This window comes from Bacteroides rodentium JCM 16496 (genome assembly GCF_000614125.1).
GTDB classification, from domain to species: domain Bacteria; phylum Bacteroidota; class Bacteroidia; order Bacteroidales; family Bacteroidaceae; genus Bacteroides; species Bacteroides rodentium.
In genome coordinates this window covers 43,662-69,179 of sequence record NZ_BAKJ01000013.1, presented here as the reverse complement: position 1 = coordinate 69,179, position 25,518 = coordinate 43,662, and the positions used below count along the sequence as shown (strand labels likewise).

Annotated in this window: 25 protein-coding genes and 4 pseudogenes; 19 read left to right on the top strand and 10 right to left on the bottom strand. The window is 42.0% G+C overall.

Features of this window, described 5'->3' with window-relative positions; all coding sequences use genetic code 11:
* Positions 1-18: 18 nt before the first annotated feature.
* The 5 genes from JCM16496_RS07970 to JCM16496_RS07950 form a co-directional block, all read right to left on the bottom strand.
* Positions 19-4,029, bottom strand: a complete 4,011-nt coding sequence (locus tag JCM16496_RS07970) for an Eco57I restriction-modification methylase domain-containing protein (protein ID WP_025833454.1) — start codon at positions 4,027-4,029, stop codon at positions 19-21.
* Between the two features lie 6 nt (positions 4,030-4,035).
* Entirely contained in the window at positions 4,036-5,052 is a 1,017-nt protein-coding gene (locus tag JCM16496_RS07965; protein ID WP_025833453.1) for a hypothetical protein, read from the bottom strand.
* Between the two features lie 220 nt (positions 5,053-5,272).
* Complete coding sequence (locus JCM16496_RS07960; protein WP_025833451.1) at positions 5,273-6,475, bottom strand: site-specific integrase; 1,203 nt, start codon at positions 6,473-6,475, stop codon at positions 5,273-5,275.
* 4 nt (positions 6,476-6,479) lie between these two features.
* Entirely contained in the window at positions 6,480-6,905 is a 426-nt protein-coding gene (mobA, locus tag JCM16496_RS07955) for a conjugal transfer protein MobA (protein ID WP_025833448.1), read from the bottom strand.
* A gap of 280 nt (positions 6,906-7,185) precedes the next feature.
* Complete coding sequence (locus JCM16496_RS07950) at positions 7,186-7,656, bottom strand: DUF3408 domain-containing protein (RefSeq protein ID WP_025833447.1); 471 nt, start codon at positions 7,654-7,656, stop codon at positions 7,186-7,188.
* A 420-nt stretch (positions 7,657-8,076) separates the two neighbouring features.
* On the opposite strand from JCM16496_RS07950, the gene JCM16496_RS07945 reads away from it, so the two are divergent.
* Positions 8,077-8,388 carry a helix-turn-helix domain-containing protein gene (locus tag JCM16496_RS07945; protein WP_025833445.1) on the top strand — a complete coding sequence of 104 codons (312 nt, stop codon included), beginning with the start codon at positions 8,077-8,079 and terminating at the stop codon, positions 8,386-8,388.
* Between the two features lie 46 nt (positions 8,389-8,434).
* The gene (locus JCM16496_RS07940) at positions 8,435-8,740 is read left to right on the top strand and encodes a helix-turn-helix domain-containing protein (protein WP_025833443.1); all 306 of its coding nucleotides are present in this window, start codon (positions 8,435-8,437) and stop codon (positions 8,738-8,740) included.
* Between the two features lie 135 nt (positions 8,741-8,875).
* On the opposite strand, the gene JCM16496_RS22655 is transcribed toward JCM16496_RS07940, so the two are convergent.
* The 4 genes and pseudogenes from JCM16496_RS22655 to JCM16496_RS07925 all read right to left on the bottom strand — a co-directional run bounded on the left by JCM16496_RS22655 (position 8,876) and on the right by JCM16496_RS07925 (position 11,901).
* Positions 8,876-9,040 carry a hypothetical protein gene (locus JCM16496_RS22655; RefSeq protein ID WP_159102440.1) on the bottom strand — a complete coding sequence of 55 codons (165 nt, stop codon included), beginning with the start codon at positions 9,038-9,040 and terminating at the stop codon, positions 8,876-8,878.
* 27 nt (positions 9,041-9,067) lie between these two features.
* Positions 9,068-9,441 (bottom strand): annotated as a pseudogene (locus JCM16496_RS07935) (virulence RhuM family protein).
* On the bottom strand, positions 9,438-10,652 hold the full coding sequence (locus JCM16496_RS07930; protein ID WP_025833441.1) for a site-specific integrase: 1,215 nt from the start codon (positions 10,650-10,652) through the stop codon (positions 9,438-9,440). The pseudogene JCM16496_RS07935 and the gene JCM16496_RS07930 overlap by 4 nt, the downstream one beginning before the upstream one ends.
* A gap of 20 nt (positions 10,653-10,672) precedes the next feature.
* Positions 10,673-11,901: pseudogene (locus JCM16496_RS07925) on the bottom strand (tyrosine-type recombinase/integrase).
* Between the two features lie 287 nt (positions 11,902-12,188).
* Between JCM16496_RS07925 and JCM16496_RS21610 the strand changes: the two are divergent.
* The 17 genes and pseudogenes from JCM16496_RS21610 to JCM16496_RS21595 all read left to right on the top strand — a co-directional run.
* Positions 12,189-12,377 (top strand): annotated as a pseudogene (locus JCM16496_RS21610) (tyrosine-type recombinase/integrase); the annotation flags it as partial.
* Positions 12,378-12,458: 81 nt separating this feature from the next.
* The gene (locus tag JCM16496_RS07920) at positions 12,459-13,301 is read left to right on the top strand and encodes a hypothetical protein (protein WP_025833439.1); all 843 of its coding nucleotides are present in this window, start codon (positions 12,459-12,461) and stop codon (positions 13,299-13,301) included.
* Positions 13,302-13,584: 283 nt separating this feature from the next.
* The gene (locus tag JCM16496_RS07915) at positions 13,585-14,793 is read left to right on the top strand and encodes a hypothetical protein (RefSeq protein ID WP_025833437.1); all 1,209 of its coding nucleotides are present in this window, start codon (positions 13,585-13,587) and stop codon (positions 14,791-14,793) included.
* Between the two features lie 741 nt (positions 14,794-15,534).
* Positions 15,535-15,720, top strand: a complete 186-nt coding sequence (locus tag JCM16496_RS07900; protein ID WP_025833433.1) for a hypothetical protein — start codon at positions 15,535-15,537, stop codon at positions 15,718-15,720.
* Positions 15,680-16,336 carry a hypothetical protein gene (locus tag JCM16496_RS07895; RefSeq protein WP_025833431.1) on the top strand — a complete coding sequence of 219 codons (657 nt, stop codon included), beginning with the start codon at positions 15,680-15,682 and terminating at the stop codon, positions 16,334-16,336. Before JCM16496_RS07900 ends, JCM16496_RS07895 begins: the two co-directional genes overlap by 41 nt.
* A gap of 468 nt (positions 16,337-16,804) precedes the next feature.
* A complete protein-coding gene (locus JCM16496_RS07890) occupies positions 16,805-17,824 on the top strand; it encodes a DUF3871 family protein (protein WP_025833430.1) in 1,020 nt (339 codons plus the stop codon).
* 87 nt (positions 17,825-17,911) lie between these two features.
* Complete coding sequence (locus tag JCM16496_RS07885; protein ID WP_009129184.1) at positions 17,912-18,184, top strand: hypothetical protein; 273 nt, start codon at positions 17,912-17,914, stop codon at positions 18,182-18,184.
* An 84-nt stretch (positions 18,185-18,268) separates the two neighbouring features.
* Positions 18,269-18,544 (top strand): hypothetical protein, encoded by a 276-nt coding sequence (locus JCM16496_RS23580; protein WP_009129185.1) that lies wholly within the window; start codon positions 18,269-18,271, stop codon positions 18,542-18,544.
* A gap of 11 nt (positions 18,545-18,555) precedes the next feature.
* Positions 18,556-19,002, top strand: coding sequence for a JAB domain-containing protein (locus JCM16496_RS07875; RefSeq protein ID WP_025833425.1), 447 nt, complete (start codon positions 18,556-18,558; stop codon positions 19,000-19,002).
* A 150-nt stretch (positions 19,003-19,152) separates the two neighbouring features.
* On the top strand, positions 19,153-19,740 hold the full coding sequence (locus JCM16496_RS07870; RefSeq protein WP_009129186.1) for a tyrosine-type recombinase/integrase: 588 nt from the start codon (positions 19,153-19,155) through the stop codon (positions 19,738-19,740).
* Between the two features lie 716 nt (positions 19,741-20,456).
* Positions 20,457-20,696 carry a hypothetical protein gene (locus JCM16496_RS07860; protein ID WP_009129187.1) on the top strand — a complete coding sequence of 80 codons (240 nt, stop codon included), beginning with the start codon at positions 20,457-20,459 and terminating at the stop codon, positions 20,694-20,696.
* A gap of 1 nt (position 20,697) precedes the next feature.
* Complete coding sequence (locus tag JCM16496_RS07855; RefSeq protein ID WP_009129188.1) at positions 20,698-21,108, top strand: hypothetical protein; 411 nt, start codon at positions 20,698-20,700, stop codon at positions 21,106-21,108.
* A gap of 6 nt (positions 21,109-21,114) precedes the next feature.
* Positions 21,115-21,729: a hypothetical protein gene (locus JCM16496_RS07850; RefSeq protein ID WP_025833417.1), complete on the top strand. Its 615-nt coding sequence runs from the start codon at positions 21,115-21,117 to the stop codon at positions 21,727-21,729.
* Between the two features lie 60 nt (positions 21,730-21,789).
* Positions 21,790-22,827 carry a penicillin-binding transpeptidase domain-containing protein gene (locus tag JCM16496_RS07845; protein WP_370528742.1) on the top strand — a complete coding sequence of 346 codons (1,038 nt, stop codon included), beginning with the start codon at positions 21,790-21,792 and terminating at the stop codon, positions 22,825-22,827.
* Positions 22,824-23,279, top strand: coding sequence for a lipocalin-like domain-containing protein (locus JCM16496_RS07840; protein WP_025833413.1), 456 nt, complete (start codon positions 22,824-22,826; stop codon positions 23,277-23,279). Before JCM16496_RS07845 ends, JCM16496_RS07840 begins: the two co-directional genes overlap by 4 nt.
* A 193-nt stretch (positions 23,280-23,472) precedes the next feature.
* A complete protein-coding gene (locus JCM16496_RS07835) occupies positions 23,473-24,063 on the top strand; it encodes a putative polyvalent protein kinase domain-containing protein (RefSeq protein ID WP_025833411.1) in 591 nt (196 codons plus the stop codon).
* Between the two features lie 166 nt (positions 24,064-24,229).
* Positions 24,230-24,406: pseudogene (locus JCM16496_RS21595) on the top strand (GGGtGRT protein); the annotation flags it as partial.
* A 62-nt stretch (positions 24,407-24,468) separates the two neighbouring features.
* On the opposite strand, the gene JCM16496_RS07830 reads toward JCM16496_RS21595, so the two are convergent.
* Entirely contained in the window at positions 24,469-25,506 is a 1,038-nt protein-coding gene (locus tag JCM16496_RS07830) for an alcohol dehydrogenase (RefSeq protein ID WP_025833409.1), read from the bottom strand.
* Between the last annotated feature and the right edge of the window lie 12 nt (positions 25,507-25,518).

Below are 25,518 nucleotides of genomic sequence, written 5' to 3'. Positions count from 1 at the left end.
TATGAATAATACAAGCGATTACTTATTGAGTGCTTTTTTAGATAGCATTTCGATGATATATAGTTGATTATTTTTATCAATATTAAACAAATTGTAAAGTTGAGCATTCACATCTCCATTGTAATCAATAAGACTATTCTCATCTGAGTAGTCCAACAAATCAGGAACTTTCTTAGCCAAAGAGGTCAAGGATTCGTCTGTAAGCAAGAAGGCAAAGCGGATTATTTCGCTTGTTGCATATTTGAAGAAGTTCTTTGCTTCTTGTTCGGTTACAAATGTTTTCAATGCTACGCGAGAGCGACCAAATGCACTATGATTATCCACTATGGCTATTTGATTGCTACGTTTTTGGCCTCCGGCATTGGCACTTGAAACAATGACCTTCCATTTGTTCAAGTGGTCAAGTCCTGTTTTAATGACATCTTTGTTTGCAATATACCATCTTGCCCTTCCACTCTTTCCCGCTTTGTCATTTGTAAAGAGTTTTATCTCTGATTCTGAGTTATAATTGTCCCCCTCGTGATATTCTCTCACAAGCGTGGGATTTTTCTCTACGAAATCACTTTCGATAGAAAACAAACTACGAGGAAGTATGGCATCATGCAAACATCCATACTTGACAATAGCGCTATTCAAAGAATCTGCAATCTCGCTATCAAGAGGATTTAATGAGAACAATTCTTCCTTAGGGTTGCTGGCATCAATTGACACTTCCTTTCCATTTTTAGAAAAGACATATCGGAATCCGTTACGATTCTTTTGCGTATCTTTCATCACTATGGACAAACCATCTGCAATACCAACTTCTTTGAAGACATCCATGGAGTCAGGGAAGAACTTCAATAAGCACAAATGTGGGTCATTGATTTGTGCAAGCCCAAACTGTTCAAGTCCTTTTCCCGAACGATGAATCCATCTTGCACCCGGATAGATAAGAGAAATGTATCGACCTAATCGGTCACTGATTGTTTGAAAGTATTGAAATATGCTCACGCTAACTTTTTGCCCATTGGAGCTTTCCTTTTGAGCCACGACTTCCTGATACGGCGGATTGCCCACTATCGCATTGAATTTCATATTCTTTATCCCTGTTCTTTCGGAAACAAATTTTTCCACTTGCCTGATGAAATGTTCCGGCTTGTTCTTGATTTGATTGATTAAGTCCTCGAAGTATCGGGTGTTCACCTTCGCTTTGCGGAAGCCGATGAGAGTACGCTTGGTGATGCTCTTAGCCATCGGAGTCTTGCAGATGACAAAGATGTTTTCTGCTACCACCTTGTCCCAAATGCGCTGTTCGTCCTCAATGCTTGACACCGAAAACAAAGAGTTTTTTACCCGTGTGCGGTAAATGCTATATGCCATGTAAAGAGGATACAAGCCGGACTTGGAGTTGATTTCAAGGATACGGGAATCCTCGGCAAACACATTGGCTGTCACTTCGCCGTGGTCAATGAAGCGAGGCTCGGACAATGTAGTTTCGTAGTTCTTCTCAAAGAAGTTGTATCCACCCAAGCAATCACCAAGGTGCATGTTCACCACACGCCACGGAGTAAGTACTGTTTCCTTATCCGGGTTGCGGAACGTACTGAAAATATCGGTGATGCGTTCTATACGTTCCTCCACACTCAGTTTGTCTGCTGCACGGGCCATCGCACGGATGCGCTTGCCTGCCGCGCAGAATATCTCCGGGTCGTAGTACCGCTTGAAACTGTTGAACTTCTGCTTGGTCACGCCCTTGGGCATAAACTCCTCCCATGACTGCGGGTCGATGAGCGAGGCGAAGTTGTCAATCGTTATCTCCTGGCTCTCGTCTCGCAGTTCTGCTCCATAGATGAGCAAGGGCATACGGATAGAGATACCGCGAAGAATAGATATGGCAGCCTCGCGGTTCTCCTTTTTCTTCTTCAGTTCCGCCAGCCGCTGTTTCTCTTCCTCTGTCAAGGGCTGCTTGTCCTTGCTGCGTTTCTTGGATTTCTTTTCAAGGTCTTCAAGTTCCTCGTATTGCTCGTCCGTCAGTCCCTGATTGTTGATGTCCACCTGATTGGTCTTGGGCATGGCCTTCGTCTGACCGATAATTTTCTTTAAGTCGTCAAACTCCTGCAATTCCAAGTCATTGAGCTTCATCAACTCGTCATTATACAGGCTCTTGTCCTCGAAACCATTGCGGACCACCCGCTCCACATAAACCTTTTTGAGCTGCTCCAGCATCCGTGGTACATCGAACTGCTTCATCTTTGAGCCTTCGATGGAGATAATCGGACAGAAGTTCAGAAACTCGCCCATAATCTTGCGGTCGTTACCGCTGGTCTTTCCTGCCTTTGCCGAAATCTTTGCTGTCTCGGCAATGACCTTCAACGTGCGGTCAGGAGCGAAGTCAAACACATAACATTGCTCCTTGACACGTCCGTTGATGGTGGCAGGTGTCTGCACACGGAAGATGGTCTGCATATAGCTTGATGCAGCGGTATTGTAGGAGCCGGATAACATGAACACACCCGTCCACGCCTTGACACTCACGCCCGTAGTCAAGCGTCCGCATGACAATGTAATCGTACGTGTGGAATCCGGGTCTCTGCCAATCGATTCCTCTACAGCCTTCAGTGCATCCTTGCTCTCTTCGTCCTCGTCACCTTCTCCGGCCACATTCACCACCTTGAAGTGTTGGAATACGGGATGCGATTGTAGCAAGGCACTCATGGCACGAGCCTCCTTCACACCTGGCAACATCCACAGCGTATGGCGAAAGATGTTTCGATATTCATCATTGGCAAACGGATAGCAACTCTCCTTATCATCTTCGGTCAGAAGATTCAAGAAGGCTTTGACATCCTTTTCGTGGACGAATGTCCCATTATCATTCACACGGAAGAACTCGCGGAAGTTGAAGGCCACATCCTCATCCACGAACTCATGGAGCAGCCGTCCGAGGTCGTAGGTGTAGATGTTCATCGTAGGCAATGAGGCGTATGGATTCGGATCACCGAAATGAGTCAAATCCCATGAGGCCTTTGCCAGCTGTTCCATCACATAGTCCCATGTGTAGATTTCTTCATCCTTGAAATCATCCAAAAGATTGAACGGAGTGCCTGAAAGGCGAAGGATTTTGGTCTTATCCTTGGTCAGTTCCAGCATCACCGCCTTGCCCAATTCCGTCTGCGTGCCTTCGTGCGCCTCGTCCACAATGATGCAATCCCATGCGGTGGCAAACACCTCATTATTCTTATCGAAGTTGCCACCCACCAGTTCCGAACCACGCAAATCCTGCATGGAGGCGAAATAGACATACTTACATTGACCACGCTTTGCCCTCGTTTCAAGAGAGGCATGACTATCGCCGTTGTTCTTGGAACCATACGCAAATGCCGGGCTATCGTAGAATATCTTGCCGAAATCCTCAAACCAACCGCTGTCCACTACCGGGCGATGGGTAAGGATGAGCGTTCGCCCGAAGTCCATGTCCTTCACCACTTGCAAAGCCGACAAGGTTTTGCCAAAACGCATCTTGGCATTCCACAACATCTGATTGCCTTTCTTGAACTGCTTTTTGGTCTTCTCAATGGCCTCGCGCTGTTCAGGACGGAACGCAATCGGGCTTTGGGCATGTGATACTTCCGCAGAAGATAAAGATTCCCGACCTTCCTTTACCGCTGCTATCGCCCGTTTGACCGTTTCAAGGTCAGTGATGAACCACTCATTGGCCTTGTTCTCGGTATCAAAGACCTTTTTCCTGATGCCGGAACGCTCCAGGACGTTATGTACTTCCTTGTCATTAAAAGAACACAAACCATTCCTACTATTGTGTATCGTCAGTTCCGTATAGAGTAGGTCGTATGCGATACCTGCCGTCTGCGTATATTGGTTGATGCGCTTCTTGGCGGATTCGTTGAGTGCCTTACTGTTGGGCGCAAGACCAAACACATTGTCATTATCACAGGTGGCCTCGCCCACCTTTAAGCAGCCTTTGTGCGCTGCATCGTTGATGCGGAACACATATATCAGTTTCAGTTTTAGTGAAGATGTGAATTTCATACTGCACTATTTTATGAGGTCGATAAATCGGATTCGTTTTCCCATCTTTCCCGTTTCGGGATCCTTTGCCCGCCAGTCCTTAATGAGGCAATAGGTGCCGTTGTGCCTGCGTATGTCATCTTTCGCACAACCTTCGCATTGGCTGACTTCCTCCCTCGTTCCGAACAGTTCATACACAAGTGTTCGCCGCTCACCGCAACTGTTCGGTACAACACCCTTCAGCCCGTCCATCTGCCACACGTTCCATGATATGATGTAGGCGATGTAGTTGATGGATTTGAGCAATGGCCGTTTTCCAAACTTCTGCTGGTAGTATTCGATAAAGGTGATGAGCATCGCTTCACGGGCAATCAGCAAATTGTCTCCCTGCCACTCGTAGGCGTATGTGCTCTTGTAGGCTTCCTGTGCCCACTCCAGCCATTCGCCGGAGGTTTCCGTATTCTCACCTACGACCCGCAGTTTGCGGTCAAGCAAACCTATGCGTTGCTCTAAGGGAATGGCCTCTCCGGTTGTGGTATCATAGCGGCTGACGATGTAGGGAGCCTCTCCGCAGGTTATCTCCAAACGATTGTCGCGTACATAGTCCTTCCAAGTCTTATTTTCGGGGAATACAATGTTGTCATCTGTGGATTTCCAGCGATGAACTCCATGTTCATCTGTGTATTCCGTATTGAATACATCCTTTCTTCCGAACCACGCTTCATCAATCAAGTTGTTCTGTGCGTTGCATATCCACGAAGGAGTGAAGACTTCCGCCATGTCACGGGAACGTGCTGTCTGGGTATTCCGGCTTTTAAGCACACGGGGCATGATGACATGACCGTTGTCCCCGGTAATCAGATGTGGAAGAATCGGATCTGCATATTGGTACCCTTCGCCAAGACTTTCATAATCAGATGTGGCCCAAAAGATATTGCGCTGAATACCCTCCCTGCTCATGGTATGGTCTTTGAGCAGGGTGTTCAGCAAATCGGGCGAAAGCCGAAAGATACAATCCTCCAATATGTCAACTTCAACGGGCATTTTCTATATGATTAAGGAGGTATCTCTCCGTAAGAGACACGTTGAAGCTGATAGTCAATAGTTTGAATAGCGTTTCACAAAACAAAATGGCTGTTTATCGATGATATAGAGTATTTTATCATCTGATAAACAGCCTAATTCTCATAAAAATGTGTACCTTTGCGTTATAGTTAGTGTCTCTTACGGAGAGAAGATTGATTTCGCAAAACAATCATTCGTCTTACATCAAATCCCTTAATATCTGTGTGTTCGCCTTATCCACGACAGAGTTGTCTAATGAAGTCAGATAGATTTGTGTCGTCATTTCCGAATCATGTCCCATACCTTCGCTGATAACCGAGATGGGGATGTTCTTGCTTTTGGCTATGCTTGCCCACGAATGACGGGCTACATACAGTGTTAATGGAATGGATAAACCTGCTAACTTGGCAATCTCTTTCAAGTTCTTGTTGGTACGATAAAGTGCATTCTTGTATTGGTTACGGTTGTCGTAAGGGTATTTTAGAATCGGGAGCAAGTAAGGGCTACCATAATCTGTTTTGTGTTTATCCGCAATCTCCTGCATACACTTCTCCCATTTGATGAATAGCTGTTGCCCGGTCTTGCGTCTTCGATAAGACAATATGCCGTTCTGCAAATCCTTCTTCTTCAGATGGGCCATGTCAATGAATGACATTCCACGGGTATAGAAGGAGAAGAGGAACATATCACGGGCGAAGTCCAAGGATGGGTGTAAGAACAAGTCAAGGTTCTTGATTTTCTTGATTGCCTTTAATTGGATTGCCCGTTTGACGGTCTTGTCAACTCCCGTATAGACGTGCTTGAACGGATTGCGATTGTTCGTCAGTTCCTTCTCTACGGCACGGTTATAGACAGCCCGCAATATCCGCATATAGAACGAGCTGCTGTTCTTGGTTATCCTTTTGCCGTGCAGCCATGCCTCATACATCAGCATTAGGTCCGAGTCTATTTCATCCAGAAGTATATCCTTGCTCTCCCGGAATTGCATAAAACTTCTAAGCGTAGCGTAGTAGGTTTCGGAGGTGCGATGCTTTCCCATTTGCTTGAGTCGTGCAATAATACCATTCATGAAATTGAGCAGCGTTTGTTCGTTGGCAGACTTTTGAAAAGCGGAAATAATATCGTCAGCGGCGTAACTTTTCTGCTTATTTTCCCAATGACTGACGATATTTTCCAATCGCCTGACATCCCAATTCATCCGTTCTTTAATGGATTGAAGATACACATTCCTTCCGTTGTTGGCGAGAATTAAGGTAGCACTTCTTTCGTCCCACTCATCCGCATAGATGCTGTAATTCGTCTTTAGCTGACGGATTACACGCTTATGGATGATTTGGTAATAGATTGTCCCTTCCTTGCTCACGGCTGTGGAAGGTCTGAACTTCACCTTGATTGAGGTCATACAATCAAACACGATTTATTTGCTCCCACTTGGCATACATCTCCCTCGAAAGTTCGACGATTTCACGGCTTAGTTTCACGAGGTCGATGGTCTGCCTCTCCAACTTGTAGAGCAATGCCATCGCCTTCTTCTCCGAGAAGTGGCAACGTAGTTCCTTCACAACTTGGTTGTAGTTCGTTCCGATGCCCCGGAACTGGGCGTGAAAGTCGGACAGCTTGGTGCAGTATTCCAGCATAGCCTTGTCCACCTTCAGCACCTTGAACTTCTGCCCGAAGAAGTGCGCCTTGAGAAAGACGGCCTTCGCGTACAACTGTGATTCCTCATACATCGTGAGGAACTTGTTCCATTCCACATCATCGAAGCGCACCATCACGCAGTGCGTTTTCGGGTTCAACATGGGATTCCTCCCGTACTTGCTGTTCTTCTTCATCTTGTTTTCTTATTTTAATTTAATGATTCTTTCTTGGTCTAATCTCTGATTAAAAACTTGGAAATTATCCGACTGCGGAGGATAATTCTGCCCACGGCGGTGCAAGGATTTTCAGTTACCGGGAAGCCCCGGAGTAACTGAAAATATATCTTGCTGTGTCTTTGAAGACACGAAAATCCTCCGCTTGTCGGATTGGTTTGTGAGTATAATGACTCATTTTGTGTATCGGTCTAACCGATGAAGTGTAGCCACTGACTTAATCGGTTAGACCGATTTTCTCTTAGAGCTTACGCCACTGCTCTATGTCTTCCCGATAGGTTTCAAGATGTAGACGAGTGAGGTTCTCGATAAGTCCCGAGGCACTCATGCCACGTCCTCCGAGACGGCGTACAATCTCGTCCAACTCATCGCGTACCTTCTCGCTGACAAACACGGGCTTCCGGTTGATAATCTTCGGAACTTGGAGATAGGTTGTGCGGTACTCTTCCAGCGACAACTTGCGCTGCTTGCTGCTGACACGCTTCTGCGGCGTGGTCAGCTCTTCCGATGTGATACTTTCTGACGACTTTTCCGCAACGCTGGTTTCTGATTCCTTTACAGCTGTTCCTCCGGGCTGTGCCAGTTCTTCCGGATCCAGACCGAGATTCCTGTAGAAGTCGTCCATAGACTTCTCACTGCGGGATTCTCTGCGCCCCATTCTGTCCACGATTTCACGAGCCTGCTGCTCACTGATGTTTGGTTCTCTTGTCATTGCCATAAAACAAATTATTTAAGTTATTAACTATGGTCTTGGTGTTCACCTTGACCGATTATCGGGAGCAAAGTAAGGCGCTTTAGTACAGTCAGTCAAACACTTGGATTCTCTTAGGCAATTTTGTGTAACTTTGCTTTGGGACAATAGGAACAATGGTGCAGACTTCACCGATTTGCTGGACACAAGGAGTAGAAAAATCAAAGTCTCATTTACGGGCGAACTTGAATTAAGGTCTTATTGAGATTGGGCTATCATCTTAAACGTGGAAGTTAGATGAAACAGAAAGCCTACCTATAAGGCTTATCCTGGCCAAGCTATACCATACCGATGCCAAAGGCTGCCAGTTATGAAAAAAGCATTGTCGGATGACGGATTATCCATTCCTTTGCGACAAAAGAAACACAAAAGGAAAGAATTATGGAAATAGTATCAATCGAGAAAAGAACTTTTGAGACGATGGTCGTCAAGTTCGACCAGTTCGTCCGCCGCATGGATGCCATCTGCCATCGGCACGGCGAAAAGACGATGAGTGAGTGGATGGACAATCAGGACGTGTGCCGGATGCTGAACATCAGTCCACGCACGTTGCAGACATTGCGGGACAACGGCACGCTTGCATTTTCGCAAATCAACCACAAGACGTATTATTGCCCCGAGGACGTGAAGCGCATCGTTGCTCATGTGGAGGACAGACGAAAGGAAGCACGCTTCAAAGGACGAACGATATAAACAATAAACAAAGTAGAATAACAATACCCACTAAATCCAACGTAACATGAATGAACTGATGACCAAAGACAACGAGTGGATCCTCCACTTCATGGGCAGTCTCGACCGACTGCTGGACAACTACGAGCGTATGACCGCCGACTATCGTCCGACATTGGGCGGAGAGCGTTTCTTCACTGACAAAGAAGTCTCGGCACGGCTGAAGGTCAGTCGCCGGACACTCCAGGACTACCGTAACGAAGGGCGAATACCCTACATCCAGTTGGGTGGCAAGATTCTCTACCGCGAGTCGGACATAGAGAAAATGCTGCTTGACGGCTACCGCTCCGCCTACCGACAGACCGCCACCTGATTTTCTTGAAGGAGCGCAGTTTGCCGTCTGTCCTATAACTTGCGGTAGCAAAAAGGAAAAGGAACGGCTTACAGATGAAGCATCAAAATTGCGCTTCATCTGTAAGCCGTTCCTTTCTTGTCTTTTGATTTCCCGTCAGTCGCTTGTTTCCGTTGCCGGATGCCCTACGAGCGTATGGTCAGTAGAGGCAAGGTTTTCGGGCTGAATACGCTCCGCAGGAGGAAGATTCTGGCCGAAACAGCTTTGCCGCCTGACCTTGCTTCTGCCATCAAGCCATGCGCTACCTTTGCATCCGAGCATCGGGAACGTGCGTCTGACGGGATGAACTCAATTATACCATCGGTTGCTTCCTCTGCCACAAGAAACAAGAAAAGACATCGAAGCACCTCTCATCGTTGCACTCAGTTTACCGATTACAAACTGTCTGAACAGCATAATCTTTTTACTGCGTATCCTGAATGCAATGGCCATAACCATTTCAAGGCTGTAAACGTCATAACTGACACCTTCGGGTTGCTTGACATACTTCATTGTGTCCACTTCGTTCAGTTCCTTGTTCTTGTAAATGCTGTGTATCGCTTTGCGAACATCACACGAGAATACCCCGAACAAGTCGGCAATCTCGAATTGCGTCATCCATACGGGTGCAGTAGCATACTCACCACACCGCATTCACTGATTGTAATGATTCCTCGTTTCATTGTACTTTCTTTGCTTTGTTGGACTTCTGTTCATTTCTTCTCTCCATGAGCCTATCCATATCTTCCGAGATCTTATCATCGGTCACCCGTGCATAGCCCTGCGTGGTCTTGATGTTCGTATGTCCCATCATCTTGCTGATGCTCTCTATCGGAACACCAGCCGAAAGCATCATGGTTCCGAAAGAATGTCTACTCGCATGGTAGCTGAGGTTCTCTTTCACACCTGCCAATATGCCTATCTCGTGGATGCAGTACCAAAGGCTGTCACGATTGGGTAAAGGGAATATGGGTTCTTCGTCATTGGTGGTGTTATACAAGGACAATATCTGCTCTGCCACCGGATGCAGCGGAACGAAGGATTCCACATCGGTTTTCTTTCTGTTGATACGGATGTAACGCCTTCCATCTGTAGTTGTCCCGATATGTGAGGGGTAAAGCCGCTTTACATCTACATACGACAACCCGGTGAAGGCGGAAAAGATGAATATTCTTCGGGTAAGTTCTTGCCGTTTCTCCGGCATGGGCTGTTCCATTATCCTCTGTAGTTCGGCTCTGCTGATGTGCTTCAACTTGTGGTCTGGCTTTTTCTCGTATGACACGTCTACAATGGGATTGAAGCGGATGATTTCTCTATCCACGGCAATGTATATCAGTCTGTTCAGCCAAGTAAGGCAATGATTGATATGGCCTGTACCACAGCCTTTGGTCTTCAGATAGAGCTTGTAGCCCCACCCGAAATCCTCGGTGATGTCCTCAAAGGCAATGTCACGCATACCTAATGAAAGGAGGTATTCGTGCAGATAGGCTTGTGAGGACTTGGACTGACGATAGGAAGATGTGGAGTCTATCACTTCCGCACGGATCCGCAACCGTTCACGTTCTTCTTCTCCTGCTTTCATGAGTGTAGTGGGGATGGTAGCTACACATGTTATCTCGTTTTTCAGCATTTCTGCTGTAACCAGACCTGTCTCCTTCAACATCTTCTCGTAAGATGTTTCTATTTGAGTCCGTAGTGCGATAAGGAGATTGTTAGTCCGTGTTTCTTTGACCTCACCGCTTTTCGCGTTCCAGTTATCCGGATTGCAATAATAGCCCGTGGAGAATACGCTTTTATTTCCGTCAATGGTAATACGGCACAGAATGGCAGTAGTGCCGTCCGCCTTGACTTTCCCACGGTTGATGTAGTATAGAATTGAAAATGTGCTTCGCATAATTGAATTGTATTTAGTGATTAGAGTATAAGTTTCAAGTCCTTTGTTGCCTCGATGTACTTATCCATGTCTTCAAAGAGTTTCTTCGGGGTCACGCGGGCATATACTTGGGTTGTTCTTATATCGGAATGTCCCAGCATCTTGCTGACGGTTTCAATGGGTACTCCGTTTTCAAGAGTCATGAGGGTAGAGAAGGAATGCCGACCCATGTGATAGGACAAGCGGCCCTTGATTCCGGCTTTCATCTTGATGCTTGTCAGACACCACTTCAAGGGCTGGTACTGGATTACGGGAAACAGTGTGTCCGTGTATCGTCCTTATATTTCTCGATGAGGGCAATCGCTTCCGGCAAGAGCTTGACACGGCAGAGCTGCCCGTTCTTGCCTCTGCGGTATTTCAACCATAATGCACCATTGTCATCCCGTGAAAGGTTGTCGGGAGTGATAGCCACCACATCCACATACGAAGTCCCGGTATAGCAGGCGAAAAGAAACATATCACGGACAATGGAATGCACGGGGCGGCATCCTTGAAGATCTATGTCACGGATTTTCTCAAAGTCCTCTTTGCTCAATGCCTTTGGAGGTGTTTCTTTCTGCTTGGGCAGTGGGTAGTGCTCGAAATAGAATTTGTCCGCGTGTCCGTCCTTGAATGCCATACGACAAATCTTCTTCAGTATCGCCAGATAGTGGCGTACGGTCTGCACACCCAAGCCCTTCTCGATTACAATGAACTCTTGGAACTCCCGGATGAATTGCTCATTAAGCTGGCAGAAGGCAAGGTCGGAAACCTTAAATCGGTTGCTGACAAATTCACCAAGACGTTGCCGGGTATAGATGTAGTTCGGCAGTGTGCGGTGGGAGACATCTATACCCACACGAGCCTTGATTTCCTCAACGTGTCGGTCAAAGAGGGCCAACAAGGTCATTTGTGTCTCCTTGCTGCCTTGGAACACATCCTTAACTGCGGTTGCATCGAAGTCGGTCTTACGCTCCATGAGAGTATTGAAGGCAGAGTTTACTGCCAACAGTAGTTTCTCGATTTTCGCATTGACCTCCACCGCCTCCCTGCTTTTTCCATTCAACCGACTTTCGCGAGCATTCCACAGTTCGGGAGTGCAGGAAAGTTTGCAACTGAACTGCGCCATCGTGCGGTTCACGGTAATCCGGCCCATTATCGGGGCCTTGCCCGATTTGTCCAGTCCGCTCCTTTTAAGGTAGAGCAACACCTTGAATTTTTCTACTTTCATACGCTTATATTTTTAGATGCAAAGTTACTTGCCATATAAGCGTTCCTTGATATGCAAAATACTGTGGATGAACGCAAACAAAACGGTGAGGATTTCTTTTCATTGCTTCCCGTTACCTATCCTTGTTTGGTAACTGCCCGGCAAACGATGTGGTAACTGAACAACCTCAATATTCCGCTTTCATTTGCTTTTTCCACATTTGGCAAAACACTGAAACTATGCTCATTTCAAACGACTTACGTTTTATCTTCACCTGTTCGCTTTTCCTTGCTTAACCATTCACATCCCATACTTCTAGGCACACATTCGCAAGTACCGTTACTTTAGCTAATAACATATCTCTGGAAGTCGTTTCTAAGATGTTGGGACATACCAATACACGAATGACTGCCCACTATGCAAAGCTAATAGACAAGTGCATAGGTGAACAAATGGATAAACTTATGGATACGTTCACAGGAGATTCTGATTACTAAGGCATATCCTATCCACAAATTCCTCACTTGCAGCAAATGCAGGTGAGGATTATTTTTTAACTTTGCCTTAAACTAATGATTATGGAGAAGCTAAAGGAAGATTATATAAACATTGACACCCGTTTGGAATACATGGAAGCCATAGCCGTTAAATATGTTCCAGACGTAGATATAGACCCAGCCACAGGAGAAAGATACGTCTGTGGCACTACCGCCTTACCTCTATTCATAAGAAGATACAATCAGAATAAACTATATGGCAACTTCACATACGGAGATTATATAGCCAATGAGGACATACAAAATACTTTAAAAGGTTTGGGAGTTGATATAGACAAGTTCTGGTTTCTACTTCTGTTCATCTTTGATTATACATGTGGCACGTGCTTGGATGGAATGAAAGCTACAGGCATTGGAATAGAACAGCTCACCAAATTCACCAAAGCCATAGCTGACAACCATAAGGAGATTAACCAATTTGGAGTAAGTTTTAAGAAACCTATCACTATATCTGTAAAGGTAGAGGGTAAGCATCAGATAGTAATTGATAATGCCAATGCAATAGGTTACTTAGCTACTACCATCGCCAATAACCTAAAAGAGATAGAGGAACACCCTTGGATGCAGAGCCAACAAGTCAGCATAAGCACCCATGCAGAAGAAAAGGAGTCCGTTCAGATATGGCTGTTCTATAAGATGTTCAATGACTTCTTCAATCTATCTCCATATAACAAGCAGTTTAATGTCAGACAGAAGAAAGGAAGCACCATATCACTTAGTAAGACATTGCTCATATCAAAGCTTATCTACTTCACCAAACTATCCAAACATAGTAAATTCTCAGATGATGAAGATGTTTTAAAAGGCTACATCAAGCAATATAAAGACAAGAGAATTGATACTGCGAACAGCATATATTTCTAATAAACATCTGATAATTAATACAGTCCTGCTTCATACCATTAAGAGGGTACATGAAAGCAGGACTTTTTTTCTCTCTTTTAATCCTGCCATTATATCCCATCTTTGCACCGTCAAAACGATAGCGGACGAGCTACCAATTAAGAGGGAAAGTAAAACCACTCATTAATTTCTCTCTTTTAATCAGCCCAGAAGCAAGTAGTTTTGCAACGTAATCAGATAACCAAGTGTACATAGGTTTGAGGGTTACACTAAATGAATAACAACAACTTAAAAGATTAAAACTATGAACGAATTAGTAAATGTAAAAGCTGAGAAAATTAATAATGAAATTGAATCTTTAAATCAGAATGAAATCATGGAAGAAGTAAAAATGACAACCGCAGAGACTAAGTTACAAGCAGTAGAAGAAGCCCGTCAGAATTTGATGAAAGCCAAGAGCGTGCTTGAAGCCAATAAGGATGCAGAAGCCAATATTAAGAAATCTGCACTGGTTAATGTAGGCAAGGCTGAAACTGCATATCTTGAAGCACTTAAAAAGGTAGAACTACCAACTGCTAAAGTAGAATTGTGGAATGAAAGCAAGAACACAAACAAACAGGTAGTCTTTACTAAAGAGGAAAAGGAAATCATCATCGCTACATCTGTTTACAGCATGGCAGTAAGTAAGGTAAACCTTGAATGTGGTAAGGATTTGATAACCAATGAACATTTTGATAAAGTTCCTCTCTACATTACAGAAGCCGCCCTGTTTTACAATGCAGACATTGAGCTGAAAGACCTTAACGGAAACATTGTACCTAAAGGCACTCCCAATGTTTACGTACCTGTTGATACAGCAAACGGATATTGGCAATGGGCAAGCTACCATGAACACAACCTTAATGCCATAGTCAAGGACGACACCAAACTGACCATAGAGAATGTAAGAATTAAAAAGTTTGATTCTTTACAGGAGTTTGGCAAGTACAGAGGAGTGAACAATGTGTTGAGCAGAGGTTTCAATGGATTGGAGAAGGCTGGTAATGCAGCATTAGCCACTCAACAGGAGTTCTTTAACAGAGTGTTCCAAAAGGCATTGGAATTGAAAGCAAACATCAGCGTAATCACCAAATACTATAATTTTGGTAAGACACTAAGTTTGAAAGTCTGGAATAGTGCCATGCAGGGAGTTTGTGAAGCCAAACTTGAAGAATATGACTTGACAATAGGAGATACAATTATCAAGACTTTAAGCGACATGAAGATTTCTAAGGACACTATAAGACATCGCTACATGATTGATGCAATTACCCAGCTTGCCAATTACGCACCGAACGGTGAAAACAAGAAGATTGGGTTGGATGAAACTTTAAGTACCATAAAGACATTGAATGAGAGCAGCATTAAAATTATAAATGAAGTAAAGTCAGACCATGTGAATACCATTTATTCTGAGATGCTTACCCAATATCTAAAGAATCATGGAGTGATTAAAGAAGAACAGGCTGCATAAGCCACTAACAGCAAAGCCCATGTGACAGGTGGGCTTAATTCTTAACCAACTAAATAATAAAACAATGAATCCATATATCATACAATCCAGTTCATATTTAAGCACTATCTACGAAGCAATAATTGCTAAGCAAGAAATACTAAGAGCTAAAATGCAGCAATACAATGATGTCAAGCTCTACTTGTTCAGTTTCATTCTTCCAGAATATAGTTCTAATGAATATATTGCAAATAGCCTCAAACTTTATAATGCGAATGAACTGTTCCCCATTATTATAACTTCCATTACATATAAGGAAGTTGATAATCCAAGAATAGCTTTCAAGAATGAGAATGGAATTATACACTTAGTCCTATGTTTTGAACATAACAAGGGAGATTGACAAGAAGCAGGGAAATGTGAGAGGTTTCCCTGCCTACTCAATACTTCTGAATTGTGGTCTTATCATTAGTTTCCCACTCATGGAATTACTATCTTTACAGTACTACAAGCAGATAATCCCACCACACAGATTGACGGACTTACAAACTATTCAGAATATCTAAAATGGAAGAATTTACTTATGAGCAGATAAGGGCTAAGGCTCTTAAACAGGGAGTAAAAGATAACAAGGTTCACATTGGATTGTGGGCTAATCTTAATAACTATCTAAAGACAAGGAGAAAGAAGAATGGAAAGGTTGCTACCTATTATATCTCATTGCAGAAGTTGGCTTATTAATTCACTGATATTTAAACTGATATGATAATTCATCTGCCAACAGGAAAGAAGTTTCACAACAGAAAGGAAGCCAAGATATACTTTGGAACTGCCTACTATTACAGGATGGAACGAGAGAAGAAAGATTTAATGTTTACCAATAATATTCAATCAGCTACTAATGAATATGAAGATACAATTAAAACACCTGCAAAACAGGACAAGTAACATTAGGCAGAATTATGCTACCATTAACAAGTCTATTGTAGATAAACTCAATCCACCCAATTTGTACAGGTTCTTCTGTCTGTCCTTATATAGAAACGACTATTATAAGGTCAGATGGAGAATCAAAGACTTAGCCAAACGAACTGGAGAGAAAGAGGACGCATTAAAGAACTTCAATAAGGATATAGAGGCAGTGCTGATTAGAAAGAGATATAGGGAAGCTATCAACCATCCTCTTATAGAATTTGTAATGAGGAGCATTTACTGCATTCCACCCATTGAACATCCCAACTTCATAACACTGTCCTACCTCTTTATGACAGTGGATTTGAATATTAAAGTGAAAGGATATTATATCAAGCTCCTATTAATAGCAGAGAACAACAAGATACTGCTTACTCCTAATAAGTTGGCTGACAAATTGGGAATGGGTAAGAAGAATGTAGAGAGTTACAATCTGGAATTATATAGTGCAGGTCTGTTAAGATATATACCCAAAGGGATAGAGCTTACTCCCAATGAACTATTATTAGACAACAACATAGCCAAACAGCGCAAGGAGTGGAATCCAACCAACTCAAAAAACGTGGTTAAGATAGCTTTCAAGTCCAAATAACAGGCAAGTAGGATTTTTCGTACTGTTTATTAATATATTAAGAGATAGTACGAATAATCCCCACTCTGTCTTATTCTGACTTTAGAAGCATCTAAAGTTGAATTTCTACGATAAGGGTAAGCAGCCCTTATGAATGCTACTTCGTAATGACAATTTTAAACCATCAGAGTAATGCACAAGACACCCCTACCCACATAAACACCCCCTCATAGCTCTTAAATAAAAAGAATGCTTTAGAAATGCAGTCTGATAGTTGGTAGGAATAAGCATTCTTATTAATCCAAGAGCAGGCACGATGCACTATTGCCATAGCTAACCAATAATTTACTAATGCTCCTCATTTCCTTTGAAAGAATCTTTAGGGAAAGACATAGGACAGCCTAAGATACAAGCGAAGAAATTCACTTGTGTTTTAGGTTTGTTCCTATTAAATCCATTCAATCAATAACCATTTAATTCAATTTCATTATGAGAGATTTAGTAATTATGCCAGCTATGGCACAGCGTAGAGAATCATTAAACATGGGTGAGTTTGCAGAAGAAGCAATCATTGTGGAAGAAGTAACAGCACCCAAGAGAGTAAACCATTTCATTGAAGCCAACACGCAGGAAGTAACCTTACAGCACTTACAGCAAGACTGCATCATTCCAAGTTTTGCATCAATGGAGGAAACCATAAGCCACCAATCCTTTATAGGTGCAGTAGTGGATGCAGCTAAGGATTACTTTCATGGAGAACAGTTTGATATGCCAGAGATTAGAATCTCACACCCTATCAATGGCAGAATACCAAGTGCATTAGGTAAGAAAGCATCTGAACTGACAGATGAAGAGAAGACTTTGTTCTATCAGAGAATGTGTTTCTGTTTTGAAATTCCATCCATTGTACATGATGAATACGGTAATCGTTTAGCGTTATCCATTGGTGGAGTGAGAGCATATAACGAGATTAACCTATACAGTAAGAAATCTGTTGAGAAGTTTAAAATCTTCATAGGATTTCGTAATCGTGTGTGCTCAAATTTAATGCTTACTACTGACGGCTTGCAGGATAAGATAGAAGTCCTAAGCGTACAGGAACTATATGCAGCAGCATTGAATCTGTTCCATGCTTACAACCCATCCAAAGACCTGCATCTGTTAAGGACACTTGGGCAGATGTCAATCTCAACGAGTGAGTTCTGCCAGATAATAGGCAGGATGAGATTATATCAAGCTCTTACACCCAACCAACAGAAACGCTTACCTCGTCTATTGTTGGGAGACAGTCAAATTAATGCGGCTTGCAGAGCATTCGTTTCTGATGTGAATTTCAAGAGTACAGGGGACAGCATTACAGGCTGGCAGCTCTTAAACCTGCTCAATGGTTCTGTAAAGTCAAGTTACATAGATAACTTCTTGGAGAGGAATCTTAACTGCACAGAGTTCGTACAAGGCATCCAACGTGCCAAATTAGGAGATAGTGAATACGCTTGGTTCTTGGGCTGAGTGGATTGTTGATTGACAGAGGAAAGGGCAGCTATTCAGTTAGTTGTCCTTTCTTTATTTTATGAACTATTTAAAACTACATAAATTATGGAATTACAAAATTCTCGTGAATACAAAGCTGCACAAGAATTAGAACGTGCGCTTAATGATATGAGTTGGAATCCAAAAAGATTTGCTGAAGGTGTAAGTCACTATCACCGCACCCTACAACAAGAGTTGATGAGAACCATTGTTGCAATCATTAAAATGGTAGGCGATGATAATTATGGCACAGACCTCAGAAATCAAGCATCACATGAATTATGCAAAAATATTATTGACAGTGGTGCATTGGATGATACATATCTGCCTTTTATCTAAGAGGACAGACGGTAATATTCAAAAGGACAGCTATTTTGTTAGGTGTCCTTTTCTATTTATACACTTTACAAATTCTATGACATTATGGATAAATCTAAAATTGAAAATGCTATCAATCATATCACTTCTTTACAAGAGAAATTATGCTACTGTGAGAACAATCTGCAATACATCAAACACTTGCAAGCACTTAAATATTGGCTGCACAAGTTTGATTCATTTTTGGATAGGAACAGTAGGCAGCATGGAGAGTATGCAGCAGTTTATGAGAGCTATTTTCATACTTGCTGTGGATTCTCATTCTACGATAGAGTATGCAATTCAATTCTTGTTTATGAATATGGCGATAAACCATTTTAATACTTGATATTATGGATATAGATTATACTGTTGGAGAAGTGGAACTGTCCTACAAACCAAAATTCAAGAATATATATAAGGTAGGCAGTTCTGAGGACGCATATAAATATTTACTTCCTACATATAAGGAGGGAACTATCTGTTACAAAGAATACTTCAAAGTTCTGTTCCTAAACCAAGCCAGCCAAGTTTTAGGCTACACTCTCATATCAGAGGGAGGAATTACTGAAACTTGTGCTGATGTAAGAGTTATTCTGCAAGCCGCATTGCTCACCAATTCAGTAGCTATCATTCTTGCACATAATCACCCAAGCGGTAATCTGAAACCAAGCAGGCAGGATATGGAGATTACTAAGCAGGTCAAAGAAGCTGCAAGACTAATGAGAATTACAGTTTTAGACCACCTCATATTAACAGATACAGGATATTACAGTTTTGCTGACAAGGGAGAATTATAATAAGGTAGAGGGCACTCAATTTTTAAGTTGGGTGTCCTTATCATATTCACTTCTGCTATTAGTGAATGTTCCTTTAGTAATCAGTGAGTTAGTAAATCCAACTCAGAATTAATATTCACTTCTATTCGTTTTATTATAAAACAGAACATTATGTCACTTAAATATTCAAGCACAACGGCAGACTATCTTATATGGTCTGATGCTATGAACCTCATTAGAAAGTTAGCCAAAGACGAGAATTATAAAATCTCACTTCTTATAGCTTTGGGATGCTTCACAGGATTAAGAATATCTGATATTCTATCTCTAAGGTGGAAGCAGATATTAGGTACTGACGAGTTTACAGTAATTGAGCAAAAGACAGGCAAGGTAAGGACTATCAGACTAAACCCACAATTACAACATCATATTAAAGAGTGCTACGAGCATATAAATCCAGTTGGAATCAATGCGCCAATCCTTATCAGTCAGAAAGGCACTATCTTCACGATTCAGAGAATCAATATCATTCTTAAAGAGGTGAAGAAGAAGTACAGGCTAAAGATTAAGAACTTTAGCTGCCATTCTCTTAGAAAGACTTTTGGTAGACAGGTCTATAATATGAACAGCGATAATGCTGAACTTGCTTTAGTAAAGCTGATGGAACTGTTCAACCATAGTTCTGTTGCCATTACTAAAAGATACTTGGGGTTAAGGCAGGAAGAAATCTTACAGACTTATGACTGTTTGAGCTTCTAATAATTGGGACAGGATTATTAAGATACATCTTTATAGTGGTCTGAATGGTTCTGTCCCAAATCTATAAAATATTGAGCTTAGATACATTTAAAGTCCAATCTTGGCAGTTTGGCATTTCAGTCTTATAGAAGTAAGTCAATTCCATAAGTTTACAGAGTTTATAACTATCTCAACTCTTATTAAATATCCCATTCAGACTATGTTTGAGAGCATAGAATTTACTATTAATCCACACTTCATACCTATTAATTTAGAACCTTTCATTATCTTTGCACCAATTCCAATGAACTAATGAGATAGGGAGTTGGAAGGACATATTTAACGAAAGGTGTTATTGAAATTATCTTCTGTTTCTTAGATTCTCGCAAAATTTAAAAACGGTACGAAGATGATAGCAATAGCACCCACACATTTGATATATATTCATCGCTTAGGTGAACTATATACCTTTTGGTGTGGGGCTATTGTTTTATCCGTACCAAAAGGCAATGCGAGAAGCCCAAGAAACAGGATAAGACAAATATAGCTTCCACACCTTTTTTATTTATAATTCATCATAGGAAGCAGGTGAGCGTAAATATCCTAATTATGACTAAAATGCAATATAATGGGGAAGACCCTAAATTATCAGAGTTTTTTGTTATCCTTATAGTTCTGGTAGTAATTGGAATAGCTGCATGGCTATTCTCCTAACAATTAAAAGACATACTATGAATATGTTTACCAGATTATTCTGTTCCAAGAATCATTCAACAGATGATGAAGCATACAATGTTGTTGAGAGCATAGCTAAAGCAAAACAGCTATATAAAGAGCTTATCAAACAAGCTCACCCAGATAAGCATCCCAACAATAAAGATGTAGCAGAGGAGCTAACAGCTATGATTAACAACAACAGATTCAATTACAGAGAACTCTTAAAGATTAAGGATATAGTAAATGATAAATTAGCTTAATATGAACATTGTCGATTTCTTTAAAAACTTACTCAATTCTTTAGTAGGTACTTCATTGGAACGGATGAAGTTAATAAATACCATGAATCAGAATTTTAAAGATAGCTATTGTTGTGGTGAATTAGATAGATTCTGCAAGGTATCTGTAACAATTGGAGATGTAAACTATGCACATGAAATGAGTGCATTCTTTTTAAGAAGTGGATTTAGAATATCAATAGAGAACGATAATAATTTAAAAGATTCTGAAATTAGAGAAATTTCTCAATATATATTATCAAACAAGCCTTTTATTAGGCAGCTAATGACTTTGGGATTTGACACTCTTTTGGTAGGTGGGAAGCACTCTAAAAAAGAGACTCAATATAGTTTAAAGAGTTATACACAATTGGGAGGTTTTTCATTAGAATAATTTATCATGTGGGACATTATAGACATATACTCAATACATATCAGTAGATTGTTCAACAGTTTGCACAATAAAGAACTTATTCAAGGATTAATTGCACAGACATTTACTATTGGTAGAAAAGAAATTAGTAAATGGTACTCTTCTAATAAAGCAATGGAGGAAACAAGAACCATAAAGCTTGAGCATAAGCTTCTTCTTTCTAATGGGAGAATGATAAAGTGCGATACTATATCTTACTATGGGAACAACTTATCTAAACTATTAGTCAGAGAGTTCGATTCTACATATGCCCACATTAAAGAATACAGAAATCAAGTAGAGTTTAGCGGTTCTGCAACGAAGAATGTCGCTCCTTATATTGAACCAGAAGAAAATAAAGGGCAATTAGCTGGAAGAACGATAATTTCTAATTGGGAGGACGATAAGGGCATAAAGAAACAGACTATCATTAAATATAATGATTTAGAGCATATAGTCTTATGCGATGCTTGGTGGAACGGAAAGAGAATAAAGAAAGAGTTTGAATACCAATATGACAGTCATAACAATTGGATAGAATGTAAAGAATACCATGATGGTAACTATGTGAATTTACATTTGTGTCAATATAAGTACAAGTAAACCGCAAATAGATTAATTCAAATGATACGGATAAGCATATTATTAAGTTGCATGATTACAATGATAGCTTGTAACTCTACAAAGCAAAAGGACACTCAAACTTCTACCACCATAGACAGTACTTTACAAGTCAAAGCTACTTCTATCTTAGAAAATAAACTAACTGAACTTAATGCCTTATCTGGGCAAGTTATCATTATGAAAGTTCAGACAGGACATATAAAGGCTATGGTTGGACTTGAAAGGAAAGATGATGCTAACTACCTACCTTGTGAGAACTTCTCCCAAGCACACGAATCAGCACTGATGCACCCTATATCCATATTGGCAGCATTGGAAACAAGAAAGGTGAAACTATCTGATATGGTAGATGTAGGCAATGGAATCTATTCTATACAAGACAGAGAACTGAAAGACCATAATTGGCATAGAGGTGGATATGGTGAAATCTCTATCAAGCAAGGTTTAGCTTCAAGTTCAAACATTGCTGTTTATAAAACAATGGAGAAAGCATTTAGAGATGATGCACAAGCATACTTCAATCTGATAGATAGAATGAGTTATGGTAAACCAGACTGCATCGCAGGAATAGCTAATCTGAAACCTGCATACTTTGTTACTCCTAAAGATAGCGGTTGGAGTGATACAGCTTTTGCATGGTTCTGCATCGGATATAATCAGACTATTACCCCCATACAAACACTAACCTTTTATAATGCTATTGCTAATAGTGGAAAGATGGTACAACCTCAACTTTACAAAGACAGTACAACAGTTATCAATCCACAGATAGCAAGTCAAGCCAACATTGACAGTCTGAAACAGGCATTGGAATATGTGGTAACTGATGGATTGGGACAACCTGCCAAGTCTGATAAGGTACAAATTGCAGGTGAAACAGGGACAATACAGCTTGAAGATGGAAGTTATATTGTAGAGTTCTGTGGTTACTTTCCTGCCAATGCTCCTCAATATTCTATCATTGTTTCCATCCATAAAGAGAGACTACCTGCAAGTGGTGGATTGATGGCAGGTGATGTGTTTAGGCAAATTACAGAATATATTTCTACTTACAATAAATATTTTAATTCAAAATGAGAACATTTAGATTAATTGGAATGACCTTGTTAATGGTCATGTTGGCTGTAAACTTTACAGCTTGTAGTGATGATGAAGATGAACAGACAATCATTGAACAAGCCAACCTTATAGGTAAATGGCAGTCCACTTGGGAGAAGATTCACAAAGTGGAGAATGGCAAAGAAGTGGTTACCTCTGATGAAGCATATACCAATGCCCTATTAGAGTTCAAAGCTGATGGTACTTGCATAGAGAGCCGCGTTGAAGGTGGATATACAGAAACAAGTCGCTGGTCTTTGAAAGACAATAAACTAACCCTCTCTTACAGTGATGGCTATTCTGATGTCCTTACTATCAATGAACTTACAGCTACTAAGTTGGTACTTGCCTTTGAGGACTGGGACAATCTGGACGATGGTAGCTTGGAGTTGGACGACATTACAACAACCACTTACAAGAAAATTGACTAATTGCCAAACTAATTTAAGACAGAGCAGCATTTGAGGGAACTCTTATGCTGCTTCTCTTTTATAGAATGTTCCACAACACCCCATTCGCAAGAATATAACAACCAAAGCATTGCTATTAAAAGAGGAATGATTACCTTTGTCTTAAACTCATAATCAAACAAATTATGGAATACATCAACGAATTTCACAAAGAATGGATAGAACGCACTCGTCAATCAATAGCCTCTTGGAGCAAGCGACCTGCATCGCCAGAAGAAGTAAGGAAGCAGCAGGAGAAGCTGAATCAACAGAGGGCTATAAGAGAAGACAAACAGAAGAACTGATAAAGTTTGCCAATGACAATGGTCTATGGATTGACTTATCACACCTCAACATTACTTATATGGATAGAGGTGGTGAGAATGAAGTGTTCCATGATGGTAATGTGTCTGTTGTAAAATTAAACAACTTTGAGTACGCAGGGGATGATTTAGAGAACTTCTTCATCCGCATTGCTGCACACAACAAGTTCTTTGGCAATGTGCCTTATCAAATGATAGGCTTCGCTTATAACAGTCAGCAGGAATTTTGCGCAGTTCTCGTACAACCTTATATATTAGCAGAACGAGAAGCTACGGAAGACGAGATAGCTGCTTATATGCAAGCATTAGGCTTTGAAATGGACTATTACGACGAATACCATAATTCGGATTATGAAGTGTTTGATGCAGTTCCCAATAATGTGCTTTATGGCATAGACGGAGATTTATACTTCATTGACACGCAAATTAGATTACGGTCTTAACTCCATTAGGAGTACTCTCATCTAAAGGGTAACGCATAGGCATTTGCCCATGATGCAGCCCTTTTTGATAATTCGTTCTTTTATTTACTAACAAGGAGTTTACCCATTGCTATTATAGCATTGATTAATAACAGCTTGCAAAGACTTACAGGGATGCTGTGTCGCTGCTTCTTATGGTATGACTGACACTATGGGTCGTATGCACTCAGACGCCCAGTTCGCTGGTTCTTCATCAGTTCCCGCTCACGTGGAAATGATGGGATTCCTGGGTATCGGTAACAACCCGATGGTAGGATGTACAGTGGCTTGTGCGGTTGACGTGGCTCAGGCTTTGAGCAAGTAAGTAGCAAGTAAATAATTACATAGAAAAAGAGGATAGCCAGCCGGCTATCCTCTTTTTCTATCCTATCTACCCACAATCGCCACCTTTATCACCCCCTCCAGCCTATTCTCAAAAATACGGTAGGCTTCGTCAATTTCCTCCAACGAGAAACGATGTGTGATAAGCGGTGTGGTATCTATCTGTCCCGCCGCTATCAGGCACAGTATCTCGGCACAATCGCACCCATCCACCCCATCGGTCTTGAAGACAAGATTCTTGCCATACATCTCCGGCAAGGGCAATAACTGAGGCTGGTCATAAAGCGCCACAATGGTGACGATGGCATTGGGACGGGCACACTCCCATGCCAAGCGGAAAGTATCTTCCGTGCCGGCAACTTCAAGTACGACATCTGCCCCACCATGGTCGCTATGCTTCCTCACAAAGTCTTTGCAGTTTTCCGGCCCAATGACCAGCACCTCCGGATAATGCTCGCGGACAAAACGGATTCTTTCGGCCGACTGCTCGCAGACAATAATGCGACGGGGCTTCTTCAGCATGGAACAAAGCAGGGTACAAATACCCGTCGGCCCGGCACCGATGATGAGCACAGTGTCTTCCTCGGTTATTTCGGAGATACGGGCGGCCCAGAAGCCGGTGGCCAACACATCGCCTACCAAGAGCGCCTGCTCGTCACTTACCGTATCGGGAATGCGGTTCAGTCCCTGGTCGGCATAAGGCACACGTACATATTCCGCCTGGCCGCCATCGATACGGCAACCCAAAGCCCAACCGCCATTGGCGCCGGTACAGTTGTTCACATATCCGTGACGGCAAAAGAAACATTTACCACAAAAAGTCTCCACATTCACAGTCACACGGTCGCCGGGCTTTACCGACTCAACTTCGGCACCTACCTGCTCTACGATGCCCACCATTTCGTGTCCTACCGTAATTCCGGGTACGGCACGCGGTACGCTTCCATGCTTTATATGCAAGTCACTGGTGCATATGCTACCCAGTGTCACCCGCACAATAGCATCACGTGCATCTTCCAATACCGGTATCGGTTTCTCAAGCAATCCGAACTTTCCGTGTTCAATATAAGTATATGCCAACATAATATATGCTTT

Bases quoted from the DNA above. Each gene is read 5' to 3' on its own strand.
- JCM16496_RS07970 (WP_025833454.1), bottom strand. From the start codon at position 4,029: ATGAAATTCACATCTTCACTAAAACTGAAACTGATATATGTGTTCCGC.
- JCM16496_RS07965 (WP_025833453.1), bottom strand. From the start codon at position 5,052: ATGCCCGTTGAAGTTGACATATTGGAGGATTGTATCTTTCGGCTTTCG.
- JCM16496_RS07960 (WP_025833451.1), bottom strand. From the start codon at position 6,475: ATGACCTCAATCAAGGTGAAGTTCAGACCTTCCACAGCCGTGAGCAAG.
- mobA (WP_025833448.1), bottom strand. From the start codon at position 6,905: ATGAAGAAGAACAGCAAGTACGGGAGGAATCCCATGTTGAACCCGAAA.
- JCM16496_RS07950 (WP_025833447.1), bottom strand. From the start codon at position 7,656: ATGACAAGAGAACCAAACATCAGTGAGCAGCAGGCTCGTGAAATCGTG.
- JCM16496_RS07945 (WP_025833445.1), top strand. From the start codon at position 8,077: ATGGAAATAGTATCAATCGAGAAAAGAACTTTTGAGACGATGGTCGTC.
- JCM16496_RS07940 (WP_025833443.1), top strand. From the start codon at position 8,435: ATGAATGAACTGATGACCAAAGACAACGAGTGGATCCTCCACTTCATG.
- JCM16496_RS22655 (WP_159102440.1), bottom strand. From the start codon at position 9,040: ATGCTCGGATGCAAAGGTAGCGCATGGCTTGATGGCAGAAGCAAGGTC.
- JCM16496_RS07930 (WP_025833441.1), bottom strand. From the start codon at position 10,652: ATGCGAAGCACATTTTCAATTCTATACTACATCAACCGTGGGAAAGTC.
- JCM16496_RS07920 (WP_025833439.1), top strand. From the start codon at position 12,459: ATGGAGAAGCTAAAGGAAGATTATATAAACATTGACACCCGTTTGGAA.
- JCM16496_RS07915 (WP_025833437.1), top strand. From the start codon at position 13,585: ATGAACGAATTAGTAAATGTAAAAGCTGAGAAAATTAATAATGAAATT.
- JCM16496_RS07900 (WP_025833433.1), top strand. From the start codon at position 15,535: ATGATAATTCATCTGCCAACAGGAAAGAAGTTTCACAACAGAAAGGAA.
- JCM16496_RS07895 (WP_025833431.1), top strand. From the start codon at position 15,680: ATGAAGATACAATTAAAACACCTGCAAAACAGGACAAGTAACATTAGG.
- JCM16496_RS07890 (WP_025833430.1), top strand. From the start codon at position 16,805: ATGAGAGATTTAGTAATTATGCCAGCTATGGCACAGCGTAGAGAATCA.
- JCM16496_RS07885 (WP_009129184.1), top strand. From the start codon at position 17,912: ATGGAATTACAAAATTCTCGTGAATACAAAGCTGCACAAGAATTAGAA.
- JCM16496_RS23580 (WP_009129185.1), top strand. From the start codon at position 18,269: ATGGATAAATCTAAAATTGAAAATGCTATCAATCATATCACTTCTTTA.
- JCM16496_RS07875 (WP_025833425.1), top strand. From the start codon at position 18,556: ATGGATATAGATTATACTGTTGGAGAAGTGGAACTGTCCTACAAACCA.
- JCM16496_RS07870 (WP_009129186.1), top strand. From the start codon at position 19,153: ATGTCACTTAAATATTCAAGCACAACGGCAGACTATCTTATATGGTCT.
- JCM16496_RS07860 (WP_009129187.1), top strand. From the start codon at position 20,457: ATGTTTACCAGATTATTCTGTTCCAAGAATCATTCAACAGATGATGAA.
- JCM16496_RS07855 (WP_009129188.1), top strand. From the start codon at position 20,698: ATGAACATTGTCGATTTCTTTAAAAACTTACTCAATTCTTTAGTAGGT.
- JCM16496_RS07850 (WP_025833417.1), top strand. From the start codon at position 21,115: ATGTGGGACATTATAGACATATACTCAATACATATCAGTAGATTGTTC.
- JCM16496_RS07845 (WP_370528742.1), top strand. From the start codon at position 21,790: ATGATAGCTTGTAACTCTACAAAGCAAAAGGACACTCAAACTTCTACC.
- JCM16496_RS07840 (WP_025833413.1), top strand. From the start codon at position 22,824: ATGAGAACATTTAGATTAATTGGAATGACCTTGTTAATGGTCATGTTG.
- JCM16496_RS07835 (WP_025833411.1), top strand. From the start codon at position 23,473: ATGGATAGAACGCACTCGTCAATCAATAGCCTCTTGGAGCAAGCGACC.
- JCM16496_RS07830 (WP_025833409.1), bottom strand. From the start codon at position 25,506: ATGTTGGCATATACTTATATTGAACACGGAAAGTTCGGATTGCTTGAG.